The organism is Aeromonas bestiarum, assembly GCF_028751155.1.
GTDB lineage: Bacteria > Pseudomonadota > Gammaproteobacteria > Enterobacterales > Aeromonadaceae > Aeromonas > Aeromonas bestiarum.
This window is the reverse complement of record NZ_CP064746.1, coordinates 2,529,623-2,551,160: the sequence shown is the minus strand read 5'-3', so window position 1 is coordinate 2,551,160 and position 21,538 is coordinate 2,529,623. Positions and strand designations below refer to the sequence as shown.

Sequence of the window (21,538 nt, the reverse complement as noted above, 5' to 3'; positions counted from 1 at the left end):
ACATCCGTCATGCGGGGCGCCTGTGATCAGAGTCTCTATGACGGCCATCGAGGATCCCGGTTTGGCGTGGGCGGGGGAGATCGGCATAATGGCGCTCTCACAGAGCAGAGGAGATCTCATGAAATATATCGGAGCCCACGTCAGTGCCGCCGGCGGGGTGGAGAACACCATAGCCCGCGCAGAAGCCATCGGCGCCAACGCCTTCGCCCTGTTTACCAAGAATCAGCGCCAGTGGCAGGCGGCGCCGCTCTCCGAGGCCAGCATCCGCGCCTTCAAGCAGGCCTGCGAGAAAGCCGGTTTTCGCCCCGAGCAGATCCTGCCCCACGACAGCTACCTCATCAATCTGGGGCATCCGGATCCCGACGGCCTCGCCAAATCCCGCGATGCCTTCCTCGATGAGCTCAAGCGCTGCGAGCAGCTGGGGCTTTGCTACCTCAACTTCCACCCCGGCAGCCACCTGAAACAGATCCCGGAAGCGGCCAGCTTGAAACTGGTGAGTGAATCCATCAACTGGGCGCTGGAGCGCAGCCAGGGGGTGACGGCGGTAATCGAGAACACAGCCGGGCAGGGCAGCAACCTCGGCTGGTCGTTTGAACACCTGGCCACCCTCATCGACGGGGTGGAAGACAAGAGCCGGGTCGGCGTCTGTTTCGATACCTGCCACGCCTTCGCCGCCGGTTACGATCTGCGCACGGCCGAGTCCTGTGCCCAGGTGTTCGCCGACTTCGATCGCATCGTCGGTTTCCAGTACCTCAAGGGGATGCACATCAACGGCGCCAAGTGCACCTTCGGCAGCCGGGTCGATCGCCACCACAGCCTGCAGCAGGGCAATCTGGGGGAGGCGGTATTCCACCACATCATGAATGACGAGCGTTTCGACGGCATTCCGCTGATCCTGGAGACCATAGACGAGTCCATCTGGGGCGACGAGATCCGCTGGCTGCGCAGTCTGGCCAAGGCATAACCCGTGCAGGAGAAAGAACGGATGCAAACAGAGGAACTGAGCGCGGCGCCACTGCGCTGGGGCATTGCCGGGGCGGGGGCCATCGCCCGTCGTTTCTGCCGGGACGTGAATGATCACGCCAGTGGCAGCCGGGTGGTGGCGATCGCCGCCCGTGATCAGACGCGGGCCCGGGCCTTTGCCGATGAACAGGGACTGCCCCTTGCCTATGACAGCTATCAGGCGCTGGCGGCCAGCGCCGAGGTGGAGGCCGTCTACGTGGCGGTGATCCACCCTGAGCACGCCGGCCTGATCAGGCAGATGTTGCTGGCGGGCAAGCACGTGCTGGTGGAAAAGCCGGCGGTGACTCAGGTTGCAGACTGGGATGCGCTGGTGCAGCTCGCCCGGACGTGCGGCCTGCTGCTGATGGAGGCGATGAAGGTGATGTGCTTCCCCGCCATGCGTGAATTGATGCGACGGCTCGGTGCCCTGCCTGCCCCCAACCGGCTGCGGGCGGCCTTCGGCTCGGTGCAGGAGCGAGACGGCAAGCTGTTTGATCCCGCATTGGCCGGCGGCGCCGCCTGGGATGTGGGTGTCTATCCGCTCTGGCTCTACGCCGCCATCTGTCACCAGCTGGGGCTGGTTGCAGGTGAGCCGCAGGTTGCTCTTTCCCGCCAGGCTGGCGAGGTGGACGAGGCCGCCAGCTTCCGCTTTGCCGGCCCCCTCGCGGCCGAGCTGGATGCCTCCATCGTCCAGGATTTCGACAAGGCGGCGTATCTTGGCGGCGAGGGCTGGGCCCTGCAACTTGTCGGCAAGTGGTGGAACCCCCAGCAGGTATGCTGGCTCACGGGCGATCCCTTGCCTGCCTGGCCGCAGGACATCGCGCTGCCGGTGGCGGGCGGTGGCATGCAGCACGAGGCGGATCATTTCGCTGCCTGTGTCAGGCAGGGATTGAGCGATTCCCCCTGGGTGCCGCAGGCCCTGACCAGACAAGTGCTGGGCTGGGTCGAGCGTGGCTTGCAAGCCGGCTCGTGATCATGATGTGCAGAGAGGGCGCCGGGGCGCCCTCTCTGTTTTGTCTGAGCTCTACCGGCTTGAGCGGCAAGCGGCGAGCCGTCATGCCTCAGACGCTCACCTATCTGCTCGTTGGCGACTCGGCTGTGGTCACCTGAGGCAGGGCCCCCTCCTGCGCGCGGCAAAACTGCAGGAAGCGGCGCAGGGTGGCCGAGTGGTATTTCTGCCGATGCCAGATGAGGGAGAGCTGGCGGGGAAAGCGCCGGGCAAGGGAGAAGGCCACCAGCCGACCGGCCTGCAACCGATCCGACACCGCCAGGCGGGAGATGAAGGAGATCCCCAGCCCTTTTTCAACCGCCAGCATCACGGCCTCCAGGGTGTTGAGCTCGAGCCCCGCCTGCCAGCGGGGCAACTCGGGCTGGATCTGCAGCTCGAACTGCTCGCGACTGCCCGACTGGGGTTCGCGCAGCACCCAGGTCTCATCGCTCAGCTGGCTGAGCGACAGGCGATTGCGCCGGGCGAGGGGGTGGTCGGGGTGGGCCACGATCAGCATCTCGTCATTGAGCCAGGGCTCGCTGACCAGATCTGGGTGGTGGTTCTGCCCCTCTATCAATGCCAGATCCAGCTCGAAGTTGGCCAGCAGATGGCAGAGCTTGTGGGTGTTGGTGATGGTGACCCTGGGGGGCAGACCCAGCTCCTGCTTGCTGCTGGCCAGCAGGGTAGGGAGCAGGTAGTTGCCTATGGTCTGGCTGGCACCGAGGCGCAGCTGGCCGCTCGGCTCCGCATCCGGGCTGAACAGGGTCTCGATATCCTGCATCCGGGTCAGCAGCTCTTCGGCGGCCGGTTGTAGCAGGCGCCCCTCGTTGTTGAGCTGCAATCTGGGGTGGATGCGATCGAACAAGGGGGTGGCGAGCTGGCGCTCCAGCTCCTGCAACGACTGGGAGACGGCGCCCTTGCTCAGGCAGAGCTCGTTGGCGGCCAGTCCCAGATTGCCGTAGCGGGCTATGGTGGCGAACACCTTGAGTTGTTGCAGGGTCAGTTTCATGTTTGGTTAACCTGAACGATTGATTCAATTCATTTAGATATCGTAAACGATAGCCGCTCTTTATCCTATGCACATCGTCTCTCACAAGAGGTTTCAGACATGATCGCAAGAACCCGTCAATCCTTGGGCAAAGCCCCGACCCCCATGGCGGGCCTGGCCCTCGGGATCGCCAGTCTTGGTTGGTGCTGGGAAAATGCCGGTCAGTTCGATGGCCGCCTGCAGCTGCTGGGCGCCGCCGTCGCCGCCGTGCTGCTGGTGATCCTCACCTTCAAGTTTCTGCTCCATCCGCGCCTGCTGTGGCAGGATCTGGCTCACCCCGTGGTGGGCAGCGTGGTCCCCACCTATGCCATGGGCACCATGGTGGTTTCCAAGGCGATCGGCATGCTGAGCCCGGGCCTTGGCGAGGGGCTCTGGTTGTTTGCCGTGGTGCTGCACCTTCTCTTCCTGGCGACCTTCCTCTGGCACAGGGCCAGGCAGTTCGAGATCCATCACATGGTGCCGAGCTGGTTCGTACCGCCTGTGGGCATTATCGTGGCTGACGTCGCCTTTCCCGGCGGTCAGTTTGCCGCGCTGGCCGATGGTCTGCTCTGGTTCGGCATGCTCTGCTACGCTCTGATGCTGCCGCTGATGCTCTACCGTCTCATCTTCAGCCATGAAGTGCCGGATGCTGCCAAGCCGACCATCGCCATTCTGGCGGCCCCTGCCAGCCTGTCACTGGCCGGCTACCTGACGGTGACCGAGGATCCTTCCCTGCTGCTGGTGGCCGTGCTGCTGGGGATCGCCATCCTGATGACCGGCATCATCTACCTGGCCTTCATCAAGCTGCTGCGTCTGCCGTTTTCACCGGGCTATGCCGCCTTTACCTTCCCGCTGGTGATAGGCGCCACCGCCCTGTTCAAGGTGGGGCACCTGCTGGAGCAGTGGCCGCAAGCGGCCCACTATGTGGCGCAGATCAACCTGCTTGCCCACTTCGAGCTGGGTGCCGCCACCCTGATTGTCGGCTACGTGGCCCTGCGTTATCTGATGTTCTTCCTGCCACTGGGTGATAGCGGCATGGCGCCCGGCATGGCCCGGCACGGTGCCCGCCGCTAGGCAAAGACTCTGCTGGAGAGCAAGGGGATAAGGGGTCAGTCAACGAGAAGGGCATGCGTGATGACATGCTCCGCTGACCAGACAGCAGCGACAGCGCTCCACCATGGGTGGAGCGCTTTTTTGTCTCTTCTCGCGGGCCGAACTCGGGGGTGTCAGCCCCTGGCGGATCCATTTTTTGAACCAGCGCTCATCGTGGGGGGCTCACGATGAATTTCACTGGTATTACCTGTCAGGACGAATACAATGCAACCCCATTTTCTTCGTTTGACCTCATTCATGTCTGCCCAAGATCCTGTGTTTGACTCCTCTTTTCAGACCCGTTTGCTGCGCCCGCGTTACTGGCCAAGCTGGCTGGCGCTCGGTGCGCTTTGTCTGCTCGCCTTCGTGCCGCCCCGCTGGCGTGACAAGCTGGCAGAATGGCTGGCGCCGCTGATCGTCAAGGTGTCCAAGAAGCAGATTTATATCGCCAGGACCAACCTGGATATCTGCTTTGCCGACAAGAGCGACGCCGAGCGCGATGCCATTCTGATGACCTCCATTCGCATCGGTCTCAAGACCCTGCTCGGCTTCGGTGAGTTCACGGTGCGCAGCCCCGCCTACCTGATGAGCCGCATCCAGGTGAGCGGCTGGGAACATATCGAGGCCGAACAGGCCGCCGGCCGCCCCGTGATCCTGGTGGTGCCCCACAGCTGGCCGGTCGATGCCGCCGGCTACTACTTCACCCAGCGTGGTGTGCCCATGTGCACCATGATGAAGAGCTCCCGCAATCCGGTCTTTGACTGGCACCTCAACCGGGCCCGGGCCAAGAACGGTTGCCGCGTCTACGAGCGCAGCGCCGGCATCAAGGCGGTGATCCGGACCATCAAGGGGGGACACAGCTTCTTCTATCTGCCAGATCAGGATCATGGCCGCGAGAAGAGCATCTTTGCCCCCTTCTTCGGCTACCCCAAGGCGACCCTGCCGGCCCTGCCACGTCTGGTGCAGGTCAGCGGTGCCCGGGCCGTGCCCCTGCTGGCCTGCTATGACGAGGCGCACTACTGCTACCGTCTGGAGATAGAGGCGCCGTTTACGGATTATCCCAGCGCCGATCTGATGGCGGACACCTGCCGCATGAATGACATGGTGCAGCAGCAGCTGACCCGTCATCCCGGCCAGTACATGTGGTTCCTCAAGATCTTCGATACCCGCGAGGATCAGGAGGGGCCGGATGGCCTCTACGAAGAGGGCATTAAACGGATCCGGGGAGATCTTCCCCCTCGCCCCTGAGGGGGTGTCAGCGTTGTTTGTCATGGCCCTTCGGGGCCATTTTTGTGGGCGCCGCACCCGGGACTGCGCACTCCCTTGCACCCCAAAGTGGAAAAAAATATCAGGATAATTAAAATAACCGTTTCTTTTCTATGACTTGATGGCGGCCATGTCCTCACACGATCCGGTTTTTGACACCTCATTTCATGCCCACCTGCTTCACCCGCGCTGGTGGGGCAGCTGGCTGGCGCTCGGTCTGTTGTGCCTGCTGGCGCTGGTTCCCCACGGGCTGCGCGATCGTTTTGCCAATGTCATGGCACCTGCCTTGCTGCGCTTCTCCAGGAAACAGGCCTATATCGCCGAGACCAACCTCAAGATCTGCTTTCCCGAGCTGGATGCGGCCGGGCGCCGCACCCTGCTGCTCAAGGCGATCCGCACCGGCCTCAAGACCTTCATGGGCTTTGGCGAGCTGACCCTGCGCAGCGCCGCCCACCTCAAGCGCCGTATCAAGGTGCGGGGCTGGGAACATATAGCGGCGGAGCAGGCTGCCGGGCGTCCCATGATACTGGTGGTGCCCCACACCTGGGCGGTGGACATGATAGGCCGCTACCTGACCGACGAGGGGCTTGTGCTCTGCACCATGATGAAGAGCCCGAAAGATCAGGTATTTGACTGGTACATCAACCGCGAGCGGGCCAAGGGGGGCAAGGTGTACGAGCGCAGCGTCGGCATCAAGCCGGCCATCAAGGCCATTCGCAGCGGCGCCAGCTTCTTCTACCTGCCGGATCAGGATCATGGCCGCGAGGCCAGCCTGTTCATCCCCTTCTTCGGCCACCCCAAGGCGACCCTGCCGGCGCTGCCCAAGCTGGTGAAGCTGACCGGTGCCAGGGCCGTGCCCATCCTCGCCTGCTACGACGAGGAGGAGAGCTGCTACCGGCTGGAGATTGAACCGCCGTTCGATCCTTATCCCAGCGGGGACCTGAACGCCGATGTCAACGCCATGAACCGCATGGTGGAGCGGCAGCTGCGCCGTCATCCCGAGCAGTACATGTGGTTTCTCAAGATCTTCGAAACCCAGGAGCATCAGGCGGGGCCGGATGGTCTCTACGAAGAGGGCATTAAGCGGATCCGCAGCGGTCTGCCCCCCGAACCCTGAAGGGAAATACACCGGCTGGCGTGTTGAGCAGAGGCGGGTGACAACTGCTTGTCCTTCAGGCAGTTTGGTGGGCAAAAAGTCGGCAATCAGGGCGCCGCGGGGCGCCAGATAACAGGGATATGCAAGCTGGCCCCGCAGGGGCTATCTTCTGATGCGCAAATAGGGTAAAAGGGCGGCCATGAAAATTCCAAATCGAATCCAACCTCTGGTTGATGACGGCCTGGTCGATGACGTCATCAGCCGGCTGATGAGCGGCAAAGAGGCCGACGTCTATGTGGTGCGCTGCGGTGACGAGATCCGCTGCGCCAAGGTCTATAAAGAGGCGTCCAAGCGCAGCTTCAAGCAGGCCGTGGTCTATCAGGAAGGGCGCAAGGTACGCAACAGCCGCAGCGCCCGCGCCATGGAGAAGGGCTCCAAGTACGGTCGCAAGCAGCACGAAGAGGTGTGGCAGAACACAGAAGTCGACGCCCTGTTCAAGCTGGCGGCGGCCGGGGTGCGGGTGCCGCAGCCCTATGTCTGCCTCGACGGCGTCCTGCTGATGGAGCTCATCACCGACGAGGAGGGCAACGTGGCCCCCCGTCTCAACGATGTGGCGCTCTCGCCCGAGCAGGCCATCGCCGATCACGCCAAGGTGATCCGCTACGTGGTGCGCATGCTCTGTGCCGGCCTCATCCACGGCGACCTTTCCGAATTCAACGTGCTGGTGGATGCCCTGGGGCCCGTCATCATAGACCTGCCCCAGGTGGTGGATGCCGCCGCCAACAACCAGGCCAAGGCCATGCTGGAGCGGGACGTCAACAACATGCGCAACTACTACGGCATGTATGCCCCCGAGCTGCTCAAGACCCGCTACGCCAAGGAGATGTGGGCGCTGTTCGAAGATGGCAAGCTCACCCCCGAGAGCGAGCTGACCGGCCTGTTCGAGGAGAGCACCGAGGCCATCGACATCGATGCCGTGCTGCACGAGATCGAGAGCGCCGAAGAGGAGGCGCTGGCCCGTCAGGCGCGGATGAAGGCCGAGCAGGAAGACAGCTACTGATCCTCGTCATCATCACCTCATCAGTCACACCATGAGCGCCCTGGAGGCGCTCTTTTTATGGCCGCGACCTGTACCCGTGCCGAGTCAGGCAGGTGGTCATAGTGCGGGAGATAGCCGGTAAAACCGCACCCAGCAGTCATCCCCTGCATGGTAGCGGCGATCCAGACATTGTCCGTTGGCGGCCGCTATGACCCTGAGGGAGGCGCCGTTGGCTTCGTCGCAGCTGATGAGCAGTGGCTCGGTCAGCACAGCTTGCTGCAACCAGCGCAGCAGGGTGCGGGCCACCCCTTCACCACGGCGGGAGGGGCGGGTCTCGTAGCCTATGTGGCCAAGCCAGGCCAGGGTGGCCGGATTGTCGCCGTGGCGCAGGCGCAGGGCTCCGAGGATCTCCCCCCTCTCAAGGGCAAAGTAGGTGGTGGTGGGCGGGTAGTCCGGCGGCAGATGCCGTCCATCGGCATGGGCGAGCAGATCCAGCAGCCACTGATCCGGGTCAAATTGCGCCACCTGATAGAGCGGCAACCCGGCGGCGCCACATTCGGCCACATAACGGCGATAGGCGGGCGCATCACAAAGCTGTGCGGCCCGGCACTCTATGGCGGCCGTCATGAGCGCTGCTCTGCCGTCTGCAGTGGCTGGGGCGCGCTGTGGTGGGGCTCCTGCACGCAGGCCCGCTGCCGTCCCGTCTGCTTGGCGGCGTAGAGCGCCTGATCCGCCCGCAGATAGGCCTGCTCGAAGCTCTCCCCCGGCTGCAGCGAGGTGAGGCCCATGCTGAGGCTGATGGGGCCGCCCGCCAGCCAGCGGGTCGCCTCCGTGACCTCTTGCTGCAGGGCGTGGCAGTAGCCGGGCAACGTCTGCGGCGTCTCCATCACCAGCAAGGCCAGTTCGTCGCCACCGAGGCGCCCGGCCAGCCCCGCCGGGGGCAGGTTCTCCCGGATCACCCGGCCAACCACCCGCAGCATGGCATCACCGGCGGGATGACCGTGCCGGTCGTTGATCAGCTTGAAGTTGTCCAGATCGATCAGCAGCAGCTGGCATGGGCGGGTGTGTCGGCATGCGCGCGCCGCCAGCTGCAGCTCGAAATGGTGGCGGCTGTCCAGTCCGGTCAGGGCGTCCAGATTGGCGCGCCGTTCCAGCTCGCGCTGGGTCGCCAGCAGCGCCTGCTGCTGGCGAGTGTGCACCAGGCTGAGCAACAGATAGCTGCGGGCTATGGTGAAGAGCAGGCTGAGCAGGATCACGGGCCCAAGCAGGGGATCGGTAAAGGTGGTGGCCGCGAACTCGGGCAGCCAGAGGTGCTTGGCGATCCGCAGCAGTTGCAACAGCAGTTGCAGGCCGAGCAGCAGGACGGCAAAGCGCAGCACCCGATAGCCGGGGGCCAGCCGTTGATAACGCCAGAGCTGCCAGATCAGCACAGCCATCTGCAGCGAGAGCACGGCGGAGAGCACTATGATCCGGCTGTGCACATCGGACAGCGGCCGCAGGCTGGCGGTCAGGGCAAACAGCGCGAAGCCGGTGAGGGCGATGGCGGGACAGAGCCAGCCCAGCCGGTCCGCCTCACGTCGAAAGAAATGACGCAGGCCCCGCTCATAGAGCAAGGGGGTGGCGATCAGCAGCAGGTTGGTCAGCAGAATATTGGCGAGGGAGGTCTCCCCCGCGAGCGGGCGGATCAGCAGGCAGCCGAAGGCGGCGGCAATGGCCAGCTCGCTGGCCGACCAGTAGAGCAGGGCCCGGATGCGGCGCTGGGTATGCCACACATAGGCGAAAATGGCCGCGACCCCGACGTGCGACAGCGTGACGAACAGCACCAGGCTCAACAATTGCGCTGAGGAAAACAGATTTTGCATCTAGGGGTCTCTCTGGGCTCGTCCTGCCGGTCACTGTGTCTCGACCCTAAGGGTCTCCATGACAATGCCGGATCACAACATGAATCCGACCCATTATCAATGGCTTGAGCGGCTGGATCCCGATCCTGGCCACAACCGGATCGATGGCGGCAGCTGACGCGATTCATCAAGGGCACGAGACGGGGTTTGTCGATCACGCCACCCGTCTGGGGAGTGTCAGGTTGGCTGCACCGGCAGCGCCATGACGGTGGCCTCCCGGCCGAGATGGGCCAGCAGGCGGCGCACATCGTCCAGCGTGATGATGAGGGTGGCTGTGTTGACCAGCGGGTGGCACTGCACCCGTTCGGCTTGCCAGATGGTGTGGTCCACCACCAGGGTCACCGCCCGCTCTGTGTCGCGCACCATGGCGAGCAGGGTCACGGCGCCCGGGGTGAGGCCGAGCACGGCAGCCAGCCGTTCGGGGGAGCCAAAGCTCAGCCGCTTGACCCCGAGCGCCCTGGCCAGCGCCTTGAGATCGACCCGGCTCTCCTCCGGCACGACCACCAGAAACAGCCGCTCGCTTTTGGGGTCGCGCAAAAACAGGTTCTTGGTCCTGGCGGCGGGCAGGTCGGGCAGCAGCCTGCTCGCCTCCTCACAGGTGAAGACGGGGGCATGGTCGATGCGCTGATAGGAAATGGCCAGCCGGTCCAGCAGGGAATAGAGTGTCACCAGGGCTCCTCGTGTCGGGTGAACAGGCGCAGGGAATGGGCGGCGATAACTGGGCTCCCGGCGCATGGGCAGAGGGTCGAGCTTACCAGCTTGGCCCCGGCCGCGCAGCCTGGCGTGGCAATTGCGGCCAGGCACTGTATGAACGTACAATAGTCTCATCCCAAGGCCGACTCTTTTATCCTGAATGACTGCGACCCAGCCCACAGTGACGACCACTTCTCCTGCCACGCCGCCTCGCGACGGTTTCATCCTGACCCGTCATGGCCGGGATGTGCGCGGCCGGGCCGAGCAAGGGGGACGCACCGAGATAGTGATGTGGCTCTGGAGCGAGCAGGGGCCGGTGCGGCTGGTGGTGCCGGGGCAGGAGCCCGTATTCTTCCTGCCACAGAGTCATATGCAGGAGGCGGCCGAGCTGTTCAAGGGGGCCGGTGTGAGCGGGCGATTTCGCCGTCTGCCCATGCACACCTTCGACGGGCGTGCCGTGGTGGGCTGCTATTTCTCCACCCTGAGCGCCTTTCACCGCGCCATCGAGCTGCTGCTGATCCGCGGGCTGGAGCACTTCGAGGCGGATATCCGGCTGCCGGAGCGTTTCCTGATGGAGCGCTTCATCACGGCCGGGGTCCGTTTCGGCGGCCATGCACGGCAGAAGGGGGGCAAGCGCGGCTACTGGGAGGTGAACGAGGCGCGCTGCGCCCCGCAGGCGGTGACGCCGAGCCTCTCCTGGGTGTCGCTGGACGTGGAGTGTGCCATGGACGGGGCCCTCTTCTCGGTGGGGCTCTACAGCCGTGAGGATGCGCGTGTCATCATGATAGGCGCCCCCGAAGCCGGTGCCGAGGCGTGGGAGACTCGCATCGAGTGGGTAGCGGATGAAAATGCCCTGCTGAGCGCACTGGAAACCTGGTTCAGCCAGCACGACCCCGATCTGGTGATCGGCTGGAACGTGGTCAATTTCGATTTTCGCCTGCTGCTGCGCCGCGCCGAGCTCAACAAGCGGCGGCTGCGCCTCGGGCGGGGGCGCGAACTCTGCTTCTGGCGCTCGTCACGCAACGATCCCCAGACCGGCAACGTCATCATCCCGGGCCGCATGGTGCTCGACGGCATCGATACCCTGAAAAGTGCCACCTGGCAGTTTGCCAGCTACAGCCTGGATGCGGTGGCAAGCGAGCTGCTCGGTCGCGGCAAGGATATCGAGGATGTGGCGAACCGGGGGGAGAAGATCACCGAGCTGTTCCACTCCGACAAGGAGGCGCTTGCTCGCTACAACCTGGAAGATTGCAGGCTGGTGTGGGAGATCTTCGACTACTGCCACCTCATTCCCTTTGCCATCGAGCGCGCCTCCCTCACCGGTCTCGAACTCGATCGGGTGGGGGGCTCGGTGGCGGCCTTCACCAACCTCTACCTGCCGCGGCTCCATCGCGGCGGCTATGTGGCGCCCAACCTGCCTGCCGACGGTGGGCTGGCGAGCCCGGGCGGCTATGTGATGGACTCCAAACCCGGCCTCTATCGCCACGTGCTGGTGCTCGATTTCAAGAGCCTCTATCCCAGCATCATCCGCACCTTCTGCATCGATCCCATGGGGCTGGTGGAGGGGTTGCAGCACCCGGACGAGGCGATTCCCGGCTTTCGCGGCGCCCTGTTCTCCCGTACTCGCCACTTTTTGCCGGATCTCATCGCCACCCTGTGGGCGGCGCGAGACAGGGCCAAGGCGGCCAGCAACAAGGCGCTCTCCCAGGCCATCAAGATCATCATGAACTCCTTCTACGGCGTGCTGGGCTCGGGGGGCTGTCGCTTCTACGATCCCAGGCTTGCCTCTTCCATCACCTTGCGCGGCCACAGCATCATGCAGCAGACCCGGGAGTGGATAGAGGCGCAGGGGTTCGAGGTGATCTACGGTGACACCGACTCCACCTTCGTCCATCTTAATCGGGACACCAGCCCCGAGGCGGCGGACGAGATTGGCCATGAGCTGGCCCAGATGATCAACGACAACTGGAGTGCGCTGATCAGGCGCGAATTCGACCTGCCGAGCCATCTGGAGATCCAGTACGAGACCCATTACCGCCGTTTCCTGATGCCCACCATCCGCGGGCTGGAGAAGGGCAGCAAGAAGCGTTACGCCGGCCTGGTTGGAAAACAGGAAGAGGGGCGAGGGGAGGAAGAGCATCTGGTGTTCAAGGGGCTGGAATCTGTGCGCACCGACTGGACCATGCTGGCCAAGCAGTTCCAGACCCGGCTCTACGAACTGGTGTTTCACGACCAGGACCCCAGCGGCTACGTGCGCACCATAGTGGATGAGACCCGGGCCGGCCTGCACGATGACTTGCTCATCTACCGCAAGCGGCTGCGCCAGAAGCTGGAGGAGTACCAGAAGAACGTGCCACCCCACGTGCGGGCGGCGCGTCTGGCCGATGAGGAGAATCTGCGCCGCGGTCAGCCCCAGCGCTATCAGCACAGGGGCACCATCGCCTATCTGATGACGCTGGGCGGCCCGGAACCGCTGGAATACAGGCGCAGCGCCATCGATTACGAGCACTACATCGACAAGCAGCTGAGGCCCATCGCCGACGCCATACTGCCCTTCATCGGCGAGTCATTCGACCGGATCTGCGGCCAGCAGCTGGATCTCTTCTAGCCCGAAGGCGTGCAAGGCGTGGAGGGAAAGGACGCGGGGAGGTGAGCTCAGGCGGGGGCAAGCTGACCTCTGTTCCCGATTGGCAAGAAGCTGAAATGCAAGAAGCCCGCTGTTAAGCGGGCTTCTTTAATCTGGTGCGTCCTAGTGGATTCGAACCACCGACCCCCACCATGTCAAGGTGATGCTCTAACCAGCTGAGCTAAGGACGCAGGGTGCGCAAGGCGACTTTGTGTTGCAGGGAAGTGGTGGGTTTAATTGGATTCGAACCAACGACCCCTACCATGTCAAGGTAGTGCTCTAACCAACTGAGCTATAAACCCACATCTGCAATATATTCAATTTATTCAAACTGTTATGGTGCGTCCTAGTGGATTCGAACCACCGACCCCCACCATGTCAAGGTGATGCTCTAACCAGCTGAGCTAAGGACGCATAACAGTGTCGTGATGGTGCGTCCTAGTGGATTCGAACCACCGACCCCCACCATGTCAAGGTGGTGCTCTAACCAGCTGAGCTAAGGACGCATCACGAAAAGTGGTGGGTTTAATTGGATTCGAACCAACGACCCCTACCATGTCAAGGTAGTGCTCTAACCAACTGAGCTATAAACCCGCTTTTCAGCACGCAAGCGAACACGACGTCGCTGGCGTGGTCGGCATACTACCCATGCCCCCCAAGGCTGTCAACAGGCCGCACACACAAAGGAGACTGTTTGCCCAGTTCTTGCGCAGCCTGTTGATTTTGCAGGCGAGCCACTCTCGTGAGCGGCTCGCCGAGCACACATTTACTGGGCCCGGGAGAGGGCGGTACAGGCCTCTGGACTCGCGAAGCGGCCATAGATGAGGCGCAGACGGGCGCCCAGCATCAGGGCGGCGCCGGTCAGGCCGACGATGAAGCCGACCCAGAAGCCTTGCGGCCCCATCCGTGGCACCAGCCAGTCGGTCAGCCCCAGGATCATGCCGGTGGGCAGCCCAAGACCCCAGTAGGCGACTATGGTGACGTAGAAGATAGCCTTGGTGTCCTTGTAACCGCGCAGGGCCGCGGCTGCGACCACCTGTACCGAATCGGAGATCTGGTAGATGGCGGCAAAGAACAGCAAGGTGGCAGCCAGCGTGATCACCTGCATGTCGTCGGTGTAGATCCCCGCGATATGCTCGCGAAGCAGCACAGTCAGGGCGGCGGTGCCGGCGGCGACCGCCATGCCCAGCATCAGGCCGGTACGGGCGGCGACCCTGGCGTGAGCAGGCTGGCCTTCGCCTATGCTGTGGCCGACCCGGATGGTCACGCCTACCCCAATCGACAAGGGCAGCATAAACACCAGGCTGGAGAAATTCAGGGCTATCTGGTGGCTCGCCACCGTTTCGGCGCCGAAGGGGGCCAGCATCAGGGCCACCACGGTAAACAGGGTCACCTCGCAGAAGATGGCCATGGCGATGGGGAAGCCCAGCCGGAACAGGCGCCAGATCCGGCTGCCATTGGGGCGGGCGAGTTGAGCGAACAGGTCAATCTTCTTGAAGTGGGAGGATAACTTCACGTAGAGGATCATCGCCAGCAGCATGGCCCAGAGCACTATGGCGGTGGCGACGCCGCAGCCGACACCGCCGAGCTTGGGCATGCCGAAGTGACCGTGGATGAAGACGTAGTTCGCGGGAATATTGACCGCCAGCCCCACAAAACCTATCACCATGGTGGGCATGGTATGGGAGAGCCCCTCACTGAAGTTGCGCAGCACCTGGAACAGCACGAAGGCGGGCAGACCCCACATGATGGCGTGCAGGAAGCCGGTGGTCTTGTCCGCCATGACAGGATCCACGTCCATCAGATGCAGTGCCAGCGGGCTGAAATAGAGCGCCAGCATGGCGAAGGGGATCACCATGAGCGCCAGCCAGAAGCCCTGGTGCACGGCCGGGCGTACTTCATCCCGTTTGCGGGCGCCATTGAGCTGGGAAACTATGGGGGTGAGCGCCATTATGATGCCCTGGGTCAGCAAGATGATCGGCAGCCAGAAGCTGGAGGCGACCGACACTGCCGCGAGATCCACGGCGCTGACCTGGCCCGCCATCACGGTATCGACGAAGCTCATGGCGACCTGGGCGACCTGGGCCACCAGAATGGGGCTGGCTAAACGAACGAGCTGCCTCGCCTCGGACCAATAACGTTGCACTGACACCTCCGAGTGGATCAGATAAATGAGAAAGAACGGATAACGGATGGGCTTTTGTCTCCCCACTGTGGGGAGACAACATGCGGGGGTGTCATTCTAGCCTGAAAATCAACCATCGTGAAACGGTTGAGGGGCGGCTTTGTGGCGGGATCAGGCGTCTTCGTGATCGCTGATCAGCAGATTGGCGGCGGCATAGGCGGCCTGTTCGCGCAGATCGGCCGGCACCCGCTCGTCAGAGGCCACGGCGTTGAGCGCCCGTATGGCCGCGGCTATGGCTTGCGGCACATAGCCCTGATCACCTGAGCCTATCTGGTTATAGGCGATGCGAATGGCCTCACAACATTGATATACCTGCATTTCTTTTTCCTCGTTAACCCGAATGTGAACGCCGTCACTATAGCGATCGAGGGCTGGCTTGTCAGCTGGCGCGCTTGTCAGTGCCGCGATGCGGGGTTAACCTGCCTTTTTTCGTAGCAGGAGACGAGACATGTTCACCGGCATAGTGCAGGGGACCGCCGAACTGGTGGCCATCGAAGAGCAGCCCAACTTTCGCACCCACCTGATCCGCATGCCCAGCCAGGCCTGGGGTCAGGGTCTGGCGCTCGGCGCCTCCGTGGCCCACAACGGCTGCTGCCTGACCGTCACCCGGGTGGAAGGGAATCTGGTCAGCTTCGATCTGATGCAGGAGACACTGCGTCTGACCAACCTCGGCCAGTTGCAGCCGGGGGACAAGGTCAACGTGGAGCGGGCGGCCCGCTTTGGCGACGAGATCGGCGGGCATGCCATGTCCGGCCACATCATGGGCACGGCTGAGGTGATCTCCGTCATCGATACCCCCAACAATCGCCAGGTGTGGTATCGCCTCGCCCCCGAGTTGATGAAATATGTGTTGACCAAGGGTTACATCGGCATCGACGGCATCAGCCTGACCGTGGGGGAAGTGCGTGAGAACACCTTTTGCGTCAACCTGATCCCGGAGACCCTGGCCCGTACCAACCTCGGCTGGGTCAAAGCCGGCTGGCACACCAACATCGAGATAGATCCCCAGACCCAGGCCATCGTCGACACGGTGGAGCGGGTGCTGGCGGCGCGCCAGCCGGGGTGATCTGCCTGGCTCAACTTCCCCCTGGCGATTTGCCATAGAAAAGGGCCTGCATCCTGCAGGCCCTTTGTGATCTCTTGATCGCTTTCGCTCGCCGTCACAACAGCCGCTCGGCTTTCTGTGATTCGCAGTCAGAACATCTGCTCGGCTTTTTGTGACTCGCAGTTAAAACATCTGCTCGGCTTTTTGTGACTCGCAGTCAAAACAGCTGCTCGGCTTTTTGTGACTCGCAGTCAAAACAGCTGCTCGGCTTTCTGTGACTCGCAGTCAAAACATCTGCTCGTCGTCTGCATCCACAAACAGCTGCAGGCAGTCGCGGGCTTCATCCCGGTGCAGCCGCAGGTGGATGGGGTTGCAGCAGGCCATGCAATCCTCGTAGAACTCCTGATCCCCCTGGCTGGCATCCAGCTCGACCCGGGTGTGATGGCCACAGTGGGGGCAGACGATACGCTTGCTGGTGTACTCGATCATGGTGACCTCCTCGGGCCCGTGGGCCGCTTATCTTCCCTGATTCTAGTCGGCCGGGAGGGGGTTGACCGCGAGCAAGCGCACGTTTATGACAGAGATCAAGGGCGCCGCCGTGTCAGGTTTTCTGGCCCTATGCGCCCCTGGTTCCTGCGCGCGTTCACGCCACCCAGCTGGCCAGCATGTCGGCATCCAGTTCGGCGAGCGAACGCAGCTGGTGATCGGCGATGGCCAGACGCGGATCGCCCACCAGAGCGGGATCCGGCACTATGAGCGCCTTCATGGAGGCCGCCTTGGCCGCCAGCAGGCCGGTGAAACTGTCCTCTATGGCCAGACAATGCACCGGCAGGGTGCCGAGCTTCTCGGCGGCGTGGATATAGACATCCGGGTGCGGCTTGCCGAAGCGCTCCACCTCGGCGGAGTGCACCGCCAGGAAGCGATCGCGGATACCGAGCTTGCCGAGTACAGCCTCCACCATGGCGAAGGGGGAGGAAGTCGCCAGACCTATTTTAAGCCCCTGTGCTTCCATCAGGGTCAGCGCGTCCAGTACACCGGCCTTGGCCTCACCTTCGCTCAGGATGAGGGCGTTGACCCGATCCAGAATACGCTGCACCACCTCTTCCTGACTGGGGCCTACCCAGGGACGCAGCCGATACCAGTGCGCCACCAGCTGATCGATGCGCACGCCTATGGTGGAGTTGCAATCTTCCTCGCTGTGGGGGTGACCCAGCTCGGAGAAGACAGCCATCTGGGCCCGTTGCCAAAAGGGTTCCGAGTCGATCAGAACACCATCCATATCGAAGATCACGGCAGCTAACATCTTGTACTCCTGACAAATTTGAAGGGGGATTATAAGCCCGACGGGCAAATGCAAAAGGGGCATTGCCATGCCCCTTGCGCCCGTTCACATCGGCAAACGTTTGTTTTGCTGTGGCAAAAAACGAGGGTTAGAAAATCACTTCTACCTTGGCTGCGACCGCCTTGGCCTTTTCCACCGCATCCGGGCAATCCTGGGCGCGGGCGAGCGCCACGCCGAGACGGCGGCGACCGGCTATCTCCGGCTTGCCAAACAGCCGCAGCTGGGCACCCGGCACCAGGGCCAGCGCCTCGCCAATCCCCTGATAGCGGATGTCCTGACTGTGCCCCTCGCGCAGCACCACGGCGGAGGCGCTCGGCCCGTACTGGGTGATGGTGCCGACCGGCAGCCCCAGGATGGCGCGCACATGTAGCGCGAACTCGGAGAGATCCTGAGAGATCAGGGTCACCATGCCGGTGTCGTGCGGGCGGGGCGAGACTTCGCTGAACCACACCTCGTCGCCCTTGATGAAGAGCTCGACCCCGAACAGGCCATAACCGCCCAGCGCCTCGACCACCTTGGCCGCCACGGCTTTGGAGCGGGCCAGTGCCAGCTCGCTCATGGCTTGCGGCTGCCAGGATTCGCGGTAGTCGCCCTCTTCCTGACGATGGCCTATGGGCTCGCAGAAGTGGATGCCATCCACGGCGCGTACCGTGAGCAGGGTTATCTCGTATTCAAAGGGGACCAAGCCCTCGACGATCACCTTGCCGCGACCGGCGCGGCCACCCTCCTGGGCATAGGTCCAGCTGTCGTCAAGTTTGGCGAGATCGCGCAGCACGCTCTGCCCCTTGCCTGACGAGCTCATCACGGGTTTCACCACGCAGGGCAGGCCGATCGCCTCGACGGCAGCGATGAACTCCTCCTTGCTCTGGGCGAAGCGATAGGGGGAGGTGGGCAAGCCCAGCGCTTCGGCGGCGAGGCGGCGGATCCCCTCCCGGTTCATGGTGAGCTGGGTGGCGCGGGCATTCGGCACCACCTTGACCCCCTCCTGCTCAAGCAAGGCCAGGGTATCGGTGGCGATGGCCTCGATCTCGGGGATGATAAGGTCCGGCTTGACCTCGGCCACCAGGGCACGCAGGGCGTTACCGTCGAGCATGTCCAGCACGTGGGCTTTGTGCGCCACCTGCATGGCGGGAGCATTGGGGTAGCGGTCGGCGGCGATCACCTCGATCCCGAGCCGTTGCAACTCGATGGCGACTTCCTTGCCGAGTTCCCCCGAGCCAAGCAGCAGGGCGCGGGTGGCGCCGGGGCGGGTGGCGGTTCCAAACATGTGATCTCTCCTGATGTCGTTGGTCACAGTTGATGGCCGCTATTGCGGGAATAGCGGGCAAAAAAAGAGGCACGCATGGCGTACCTCAGGAAACGGATTTGTGGGCGCGCTGCTCCAGATGGGTGAGCAGCGTGATGGCGCCAATGATGATGGCAGCGCCGAGCCACAATCGGCCGGGCGGTGCCCAGCCAAACACCAGCCAGCCTGCCAGCACGTTCATCGGCAGCTTGGCAAAATCAAAGGGTTGCACGAACGAGGCCTCGGCCACGCTGTAGGCGCGGGCGATGGACATCTGGGCCAGCGCAGATAGCACCCCTGACACGGCCACCAGCAGCCACTGGGTTTCGCTCGGCCACTGCCACTCAGGCAGGGCCAGCATGGCGTTGAACGGGGTGCTGAAGATGAGCAGGTAGACCACTATGGTGTGGGACGACTCGCTCGCCGCCTGATAGCGCACCAGCAGGGAGTAACCGGCCCAGAACAGGGCGGCCGCCACTGGCAGCAGGGAGGCCCAGCTGAAATCATCGGTCCAGGGGGCCAGGATCACCATGGCGCCGACAAAGCCCGCCAGGGTTGCCAGGATGCGCGCCCGGCTCACCTGCTCCTTGAGCAGCAGGGCCGATCCCAGAGTGGCAAACAGCGGAGAGGTCATCAACAGGGCTATCCCCTGCCAGATGGGCACAGGCACCGCCAGCGCCCACAGCCAGAACTGGATGCCGATCACGGCCAGCAGCACCCGCAGCAGGTGCAGCCTCAGCTGGTTGGTCATCAGGGACTGGCGCAAGCCGTGGCGGACCAGCCAGGGCAGCAGACAGATCAGGGCGATCAGGTATTGATGAAAGGCGACCTGGGTCGAGGGGAGGCCAAGTTTGAAGCTGACGTACTGGCTCAGGCTGTTGACGGCGGCGAAGCAGAGGCCTGCCACCATCATCCAGACTGCACCGGCAAAAGGAGAGTGCCTGCGCGAGTGTGCCATGGGATCCGGGTCACTGAAAAAAGTGCGGCGAATCATAACGGCAATCGTTTGTTCTGCCAAGCCTTGGGCGGCTGGCTGCGGTCCGTTGGCGAGAGAATGAACTAAGGTCAAAATTTTTGAACAAGTTGAGCATCTATTTTCGCTATCCGCATATAAGCCCAGCGTTTAGAGTGACCTCCATCGACAGCACCGCTGTTCAACCGACCACCTAATGGAGTTTCACCATGGCTAACATCCTCGTTCTCAAGTCCAGCATCCTGGGCCAGTATTCCCAATCCAACGCCCTGATCGACGGTTTCCTGGCCGACCATCAGTCCGATACCGTCACAGTGCGTGATCTGGCGGCCCTCAACCTGCCGGTACTGGATGGCGAGCTGGCCTCGGGTTTGCGCGGTGGTGACAACCTCAATGAACGTCAGCTGGCCGTCATGGCCCAGTCCGACGAGCTGGTCGCCGAATTGAAGGCGAGCGACCTGGTGGTGATTGCCGCCCCCATGTACAACTTCAACATCCCGACCCAGCTGAAAAACTGGATCGATCTGGTGGCCCGTGCCGGCGTGACCTTCCGTTACACCGAAACCGGTCCGGTCGGTCTGGTGGAGAACACCCGCGCCCTGGTGATCAGCCCCCGCGGCGGCATGCACGTCGGCAGCGCCACCGATCTGGTGACCCCCTACATGCGTACCGTGCTGGGCTTCATCGGCATCAAGGATGTGGACTTCATCTACGCCGAGGGCATGGGCATGGGCCCGGACGCCCAGGCCAAGGGCATAGAGCAGGCCAAAGGCCAGCTGGAAACCCTGGCACTCTGATCAAGAGGCAGGCCATGGCGGGTGCGGCATAACGCAGAGCCGTGTCGTACCAAACGAAACAACGCAGCCCAAGGGCTGCGTTGTTGCTTCTGTGCGGGTGAAGACGGGATCAACAGGGGCAGAGGGGGCGAGTCAATCCCGAATGAAGCGGCGACAGCCGCTGCCCACCATCAGGCACACGGCGACCAGAGAGCCCAGCAACAGGGTGCTGAGCCACTGTTCGGCGCTGTCGGGCAGGCGGGGGGAGAACAGGCTGATCATGAGAAGGGCACAGAGGGTGATCAGACTGGTCTGTCGGGTCAGGAACATCATGGGTCATCCTTGGCTGCGGCTGGTGAGTGGAAGGCTAACCGCGGTCTGTGACAGCAAGATGTATCCATACTTCTTGCCGAAGGTCAGTCGACCGGGGTAGCCATCACCATAGCAGCTTTTGCGGCCGGAGCCAGCGACATGGGTCGGGTTGTGATCCGGATCCCTATCTGAACTGTTTCTGATCCGGTCGGTAGTGGAAGTCGCCGCTGGCAAGCCTGGCGATCAGGGCCGCCTGGTCGAGATCCTGCGCCTTGCAGAGATCATCCAGATCATCGTAACGATCACGCAGCTGCATGTTGATCAGGCTCAGCAGCATGTTGACGTCCATGGTGGCGAAGTTGTTCAGGTTCATGAGGTGTGCTCGTTATCCAGCAGATGCAGCTGTTCGATGGCGTCGCTGACACTTTGCAGGTGCAGGCGAATGGTCTGGCGCGCCTCGCTGGGCAGATAGTCGGTGAGGGTATGCTGCCAGCTGCCCGCTTCGCTCTTGAGTTGCTGGAACAGGGTGAGCCCGGCCTGGGTGAGTGACACCAGACTGACCCGCTTGTCCTGTTCGCTGCTCTCGGTAAACAGGATCCCCTTCTCCACCAGGCGGTGGATTTCGCGGGAGATCCGCACCTTGTCCATCCCGCTCGCCTCTACCAGCTCTTTCTGGCTGATGGGGTAGTTGGGGCCAAGCACCATCATCAGGCGCCACTGGGGCACCGTCAGCTGATAGCGCTGCTTGTAAAACTGCTCAAAAGTGTCGCGCACCATCTCGGCGGCGTGAACCAGCTGATAGGGGGGATAGTGCGCAAGCAGCTCTATGATCTTTGACATATGACATCCTGCTGTGACGGCTGCATCGGGTGCAGTTTCTCTTGATACTT

General features: G+C 62.9%; 22 protein-coding genes and 5 tRNA genes. 9 read left to right on the top strand and 18 right to left on the bottom strand.

Going from position 1 to position 21,538, the window contains the following annotated elements; all coding sequences use genetic code 11:
• The first annotated feature begins 118 nt into the window (after positions 1-118).
• A complete protein-coding gene (nfo, locus tag IU367_RS11850) occupies positions 119-964 on the top strand; it encodes a deoxyribonuclease IV (RefSeq protein ID WP_274451967.1) in 846 nt (281 codons plus the stop codon).
• Between the two features lie 21 nt (positions 965-985).
• Positions 986-1,975: a Gfo/Idh/MocA family protein gene (locus IU367_RS11845; protein ID WP_274451966.1), complete on the top strand. Its 990-nt coding sequence runs from the start codon at positions 986-988 to the stop codon at positions 1,973-1,975.
• A gap of 100 nt (positions 1,976-2,075) precedes the next feature.
• Here IU367_RS11845 and IU367_RS11840 read toward each other — a convergent pair whose 3' ends face one another.
• Complete coding sequence (locus IU367_RS11840; RefSeq protein ID WP_274451965.1) at positions 2,076-2,999, bottom strand: LysR substrate-binding domain-containing protein; 924 nt, start codon at positions 2,997-2,999, stop codon at positions 2,076-2,078.
• A 99-nt stretch (positions 3,000-3,098) separates the two neighbouring features.
• On the opposite strand from IU367_RS11840, the gene IU367_RS11835 reads away from it, so the two are divergent.
• From IU367_RS11835 to IU367_RS11820, 4 genes are all read left to right on the top strand, one after another.
• A complete protein-coding gene (locus IU367_RS11835; RefSeq protein ID WP_241324866.1) occupies positions 3,099-4,091 on the top strand; it encodes a TDT family transporter in 993 nt (330 codons plus the stop codon).
• A gap of 276 nt (positions 4,092-4,367) precedes the next feature.
• Positions 4,368-5,357, top strand: a complete 990-nt coding sequence (gene lpxM, locus IU367_RS11830) for a lauroyl-Kdo(2)-lipid IV(A) myristoyltransferase (protein WP_098984151.1) — start codon at positions 4,368-4,370, stop codon at positions 5,355-5,357.
• 139 nt (positions 5,358-5,496) lie between these two features.
• Positions 5,497-6,492: an LpxL/LpxP family acyltransferase gene (locus IU367_RS11825; protein ID WP_274451964.1), complete on the top strand. Its 996-nt coding sequence runs from the start codon at positions 5,497-5,499 to the stop codon at positions 6,490-6,492.
• Between the two features lie 178 nt (positions 6,493-6,670).
• Entirely contained in the window at positions 6,671-7,531 is an 861-nt protein-coding gene (locus IU367_RS11820; protein ID WP_241278832.1) for a PA4780 family RIO1-like protein kinase, read from the top strand.
• Between the two features lie 96 nt (positions 7,532-7,627).
• On the opposite strand, the gene IU367_RS11815 is transcribed toward IU367_RS11820, so the two are convergent.
• The 3 genes from IU367_RS11815 to IU367_RS11805 all read right to left on the bottom strand — a co-directional run bounded on the left by IU367_RS11815 (position 7,628) and on the right by IU367_RS11805 (position 10,080).
• Entirely contained in the window at positions 7,628-8,137 is a 510-nt protein-coding gene (locus tag IU367_RS11815; protein WP_241278831.1) for a GNAT family N-acetyltransferase, read from the bottom strand.
• Positions 8,134-9,372 (bottom strand): GGDEF domain-containing protein, encoded by a 1,239-nt coding sequence (locus IU367_RS11810; RefSeq protein ID WP_241278830.1) that lies wholly within the window; start codon positions 9,370-9,372, stop codon positions 8,134-8,136. Before IU367_RS11810 ends, IU367_RS11815 begins: the two co-directional genes overlap by 4 nt.
• Positions 9,373-9,588: 216 nt before the next feature.
• Entirely contained in the window at positions 9,589-10,080 is a 492-nt protein-coding gene (locus tag IU367_RS11805; RefSeq protein WP_274451963.1) for a prolyl-tRNA synthetase associated domain-containing protein, read from the bottom strand.
• A gap of 184 nt (positions 10,081-10,264) precedes the next feature.
• Between IU367_RS11805 and IU367_RS11800 the strand changes: the two genes are divergently transcribed.
• Positions 10,265-12,712 (top strand): DNA polymerase II, encoded by a 2,448-nt coding sequence (locus IU367_RS11800; protein WP_274451962.1) that lies wholly within the window; start codon positions 10,265-10,267, stop codon positions 12,710-12,712.
• A gap of 132 nt (positions 12,713-12,844) precedes the next feature.
• Here the strand turns inward: IU367_RS11800 and IU367_RS11795 are convergent.
• The 7 genes from IU367_RS11795 to IU367_RS11765 all read right to left on the bottom strand — a co-directional run bounded on the left by IU367_RS11795 (position 12,845) and on the right by IU367_RS11765 (position 15,233).
• Positions 12,845-12,921 (bottom strand) — tRNA-Val (locus tag IU367_RS11795).
• A gap of 34 nt (positions 12,922-12,955) precedes the next feature.
• Positions 12,956-13,032: transfer RNA gene (locus tag IU367_RS11790), tRNA-Val, on the bottom strand.
• 35 nt (positions 13,033-13,067) lie between these two features.
• Positions 13,068-13,144 (bottom strand) — tRNA-Val (locus IU367_RS11785).
• A 15-nt stretch (positions 13,145-13,159) separates the two neighbouring features.
• Positions 13,160-13,236, bottom strand: a tRNA-Val gene (locus tag IU367_RS11780).
• Positions 13,237-13,247: 11 nt separating this feature from the next.
• Positions 13,248-13,324: transfer RNA gene (locus IU367_RS11775), tRNA-Val, on the bottom strand.
• 172 nt (positions 13,325-13,496) lie between these two features.
• Positions 13,497-14,876 (bottom strand): MATE family efflux transporter, encoded by a 1,380-nt coding sequence (locus IU367_RS11770; protein WP_043555856.1) that lies wholly within the window; start codon positions 14,874-14,876, stop codon positions 13,497-13,499.
• A gap of 150 nt (positions 14,877-15,026) precedes the next feature.
• A complete protein-coding gene (locus IU367_RS11765) occupies positions 15,027-15,233 on the bottom strand; it encodes a YaeP family protein (protein ID WP_043138843.1) in 207 nt (68 codons plus the stop codon).
• Positions 15,234-15,363: 130 nt separating this feature from the next.
• On the opposite strand from IU367_RS11765, the gene IU367_RS11760 reads away from it, so the two are divergent.
• On the top strand, positions 15,364-15,981 hold the full coding sequence (locus tag IU367_RS11760) for a riboflavin synthase subunit alpha (protein WP_274451961.1): 618 nt from the start codon (positions 15,364-15,366) through the stop codon (positions 15,979-15,981).
• Between the two features lie 264 nt (positions 15,982-16,245).
• Here IU367_RS11760 and IU367_RS11755 read toward each other — a convergent pair whose 3' ends face one another.
• The 4 genes from IU367_RS11755 to IU367_RS11740 all read right to left on the bottom strand — a co-directional run bounded on the left by IU367_RS11755 (position 16,246) and on the right by IU367_RS11740 (position 19,545).
• Positions 16,246-16,449, bottom strand: coding sequence for a CPXCG motif-containing cysteine-rich protein (locus tag IU367_RS11755; protein ID WP_005301298.1), 204 nt, complete (start codon positions 16,447-16,449; stop codon positions 16,246-16,248).
• Positions 16,450-16,603: 154 nt separating this feature from the next.
• Positions 16,604-17,263, bottom strand: a complete 660-nt coding sequence (gene hxpB, locus IU367_RS11750; protein ID WP_274451960.1) for a hexitol phosphatase HxpB — start codon at positions 17,261-17,263, stop codon at positions 16,604-16,606.
• A 127-nt stretch (positions 17,264-17,390) separates the two neighbouring features.
• The gene (purT, locus tag IU367_RS11745; RefSeq protein ID WP_274451959.1) at positions 17,391-18,569 is read right to left on the bottom strand and encodes a formate-dependent phosphoribosylglycinamide formyltransferase; all 1,179 of its coding nucleotides are present in this window, start codon (positions 18,567-18,569) and stop codon (positions 17,391-17,393) included.
• Between the two features lie 85 nt (positions 18,570-18,654).
• Positions 18,655-19,545, bottom strand: a complete 891-nt coding sequence (locus tag IU367_RS11740) for a DMT family transporter (RefSeq protein WP_241325026.1) — start codon at positions 19,543-19,545, stop codon at positions 18,655-18,657.
• 224 nt (positions 19,546-19,769) lie between these two features.
• Between IU367_RS11740 and IU367_RS11735 the strand changes: the two genes are divergently transcribed.
• Positions 19,770-20,357, top strand: a complete 588-nt coding sequence (locus IU367_RS11735) for an FMN-dependent NADH-azoreductase (RefSeq protein WP_098984141.1) — start codon at positions 19,770-19,772, stop codon at positions 20,355-20,357.
• Between the two features lie 132 nt (positions 20,358-20,489).
• Here IU367_RS11735 and IU367_RS11730 read toward each other — a convergent pair whose 3' ends face one another.
• From IU367_RS11730 to IU367_RS11720, 3 genes are all read right to left on the bottom strand, one after another.
• A complete protein-coding gene (locus tag IU367_RS11730) occupies positions 20,490-20,669 on the bottom strand; it encodes a hypothetical protein (protein ID WP_043138817.1) in 180 nt (59 codons plus the stop codon).
• Positions 20,670-20,832: 163 nt separating this feature from the next.
• Positions 20,833-21,021, bottom strand: a complete 189-nt coding sequence (locus tag IU367_RS11725; protein WP_043138815.1) for a DUF4250 domain-containing protein — start codon at positions 21,019-21,021, stop codon at positions 20,833-20,835.
• Complete coding sequence (locus IU367_RS11720) at positions 21,018-21,488, bottom strand: MarR family winged helix-turn-helix transcriptional regulator (RefSeq protein WP_274451958.1); 471 nt, start codon at positions 21,486-21,488, stop codon at positions 21,018-21,020. The genes IU367_RS11725 and IU367_RS11720 overlap by 4 nt, the downstream gene beginning before the upstream one ends.
• Positions 21,489-21,538: the final 50 nt, after the last annotated feature.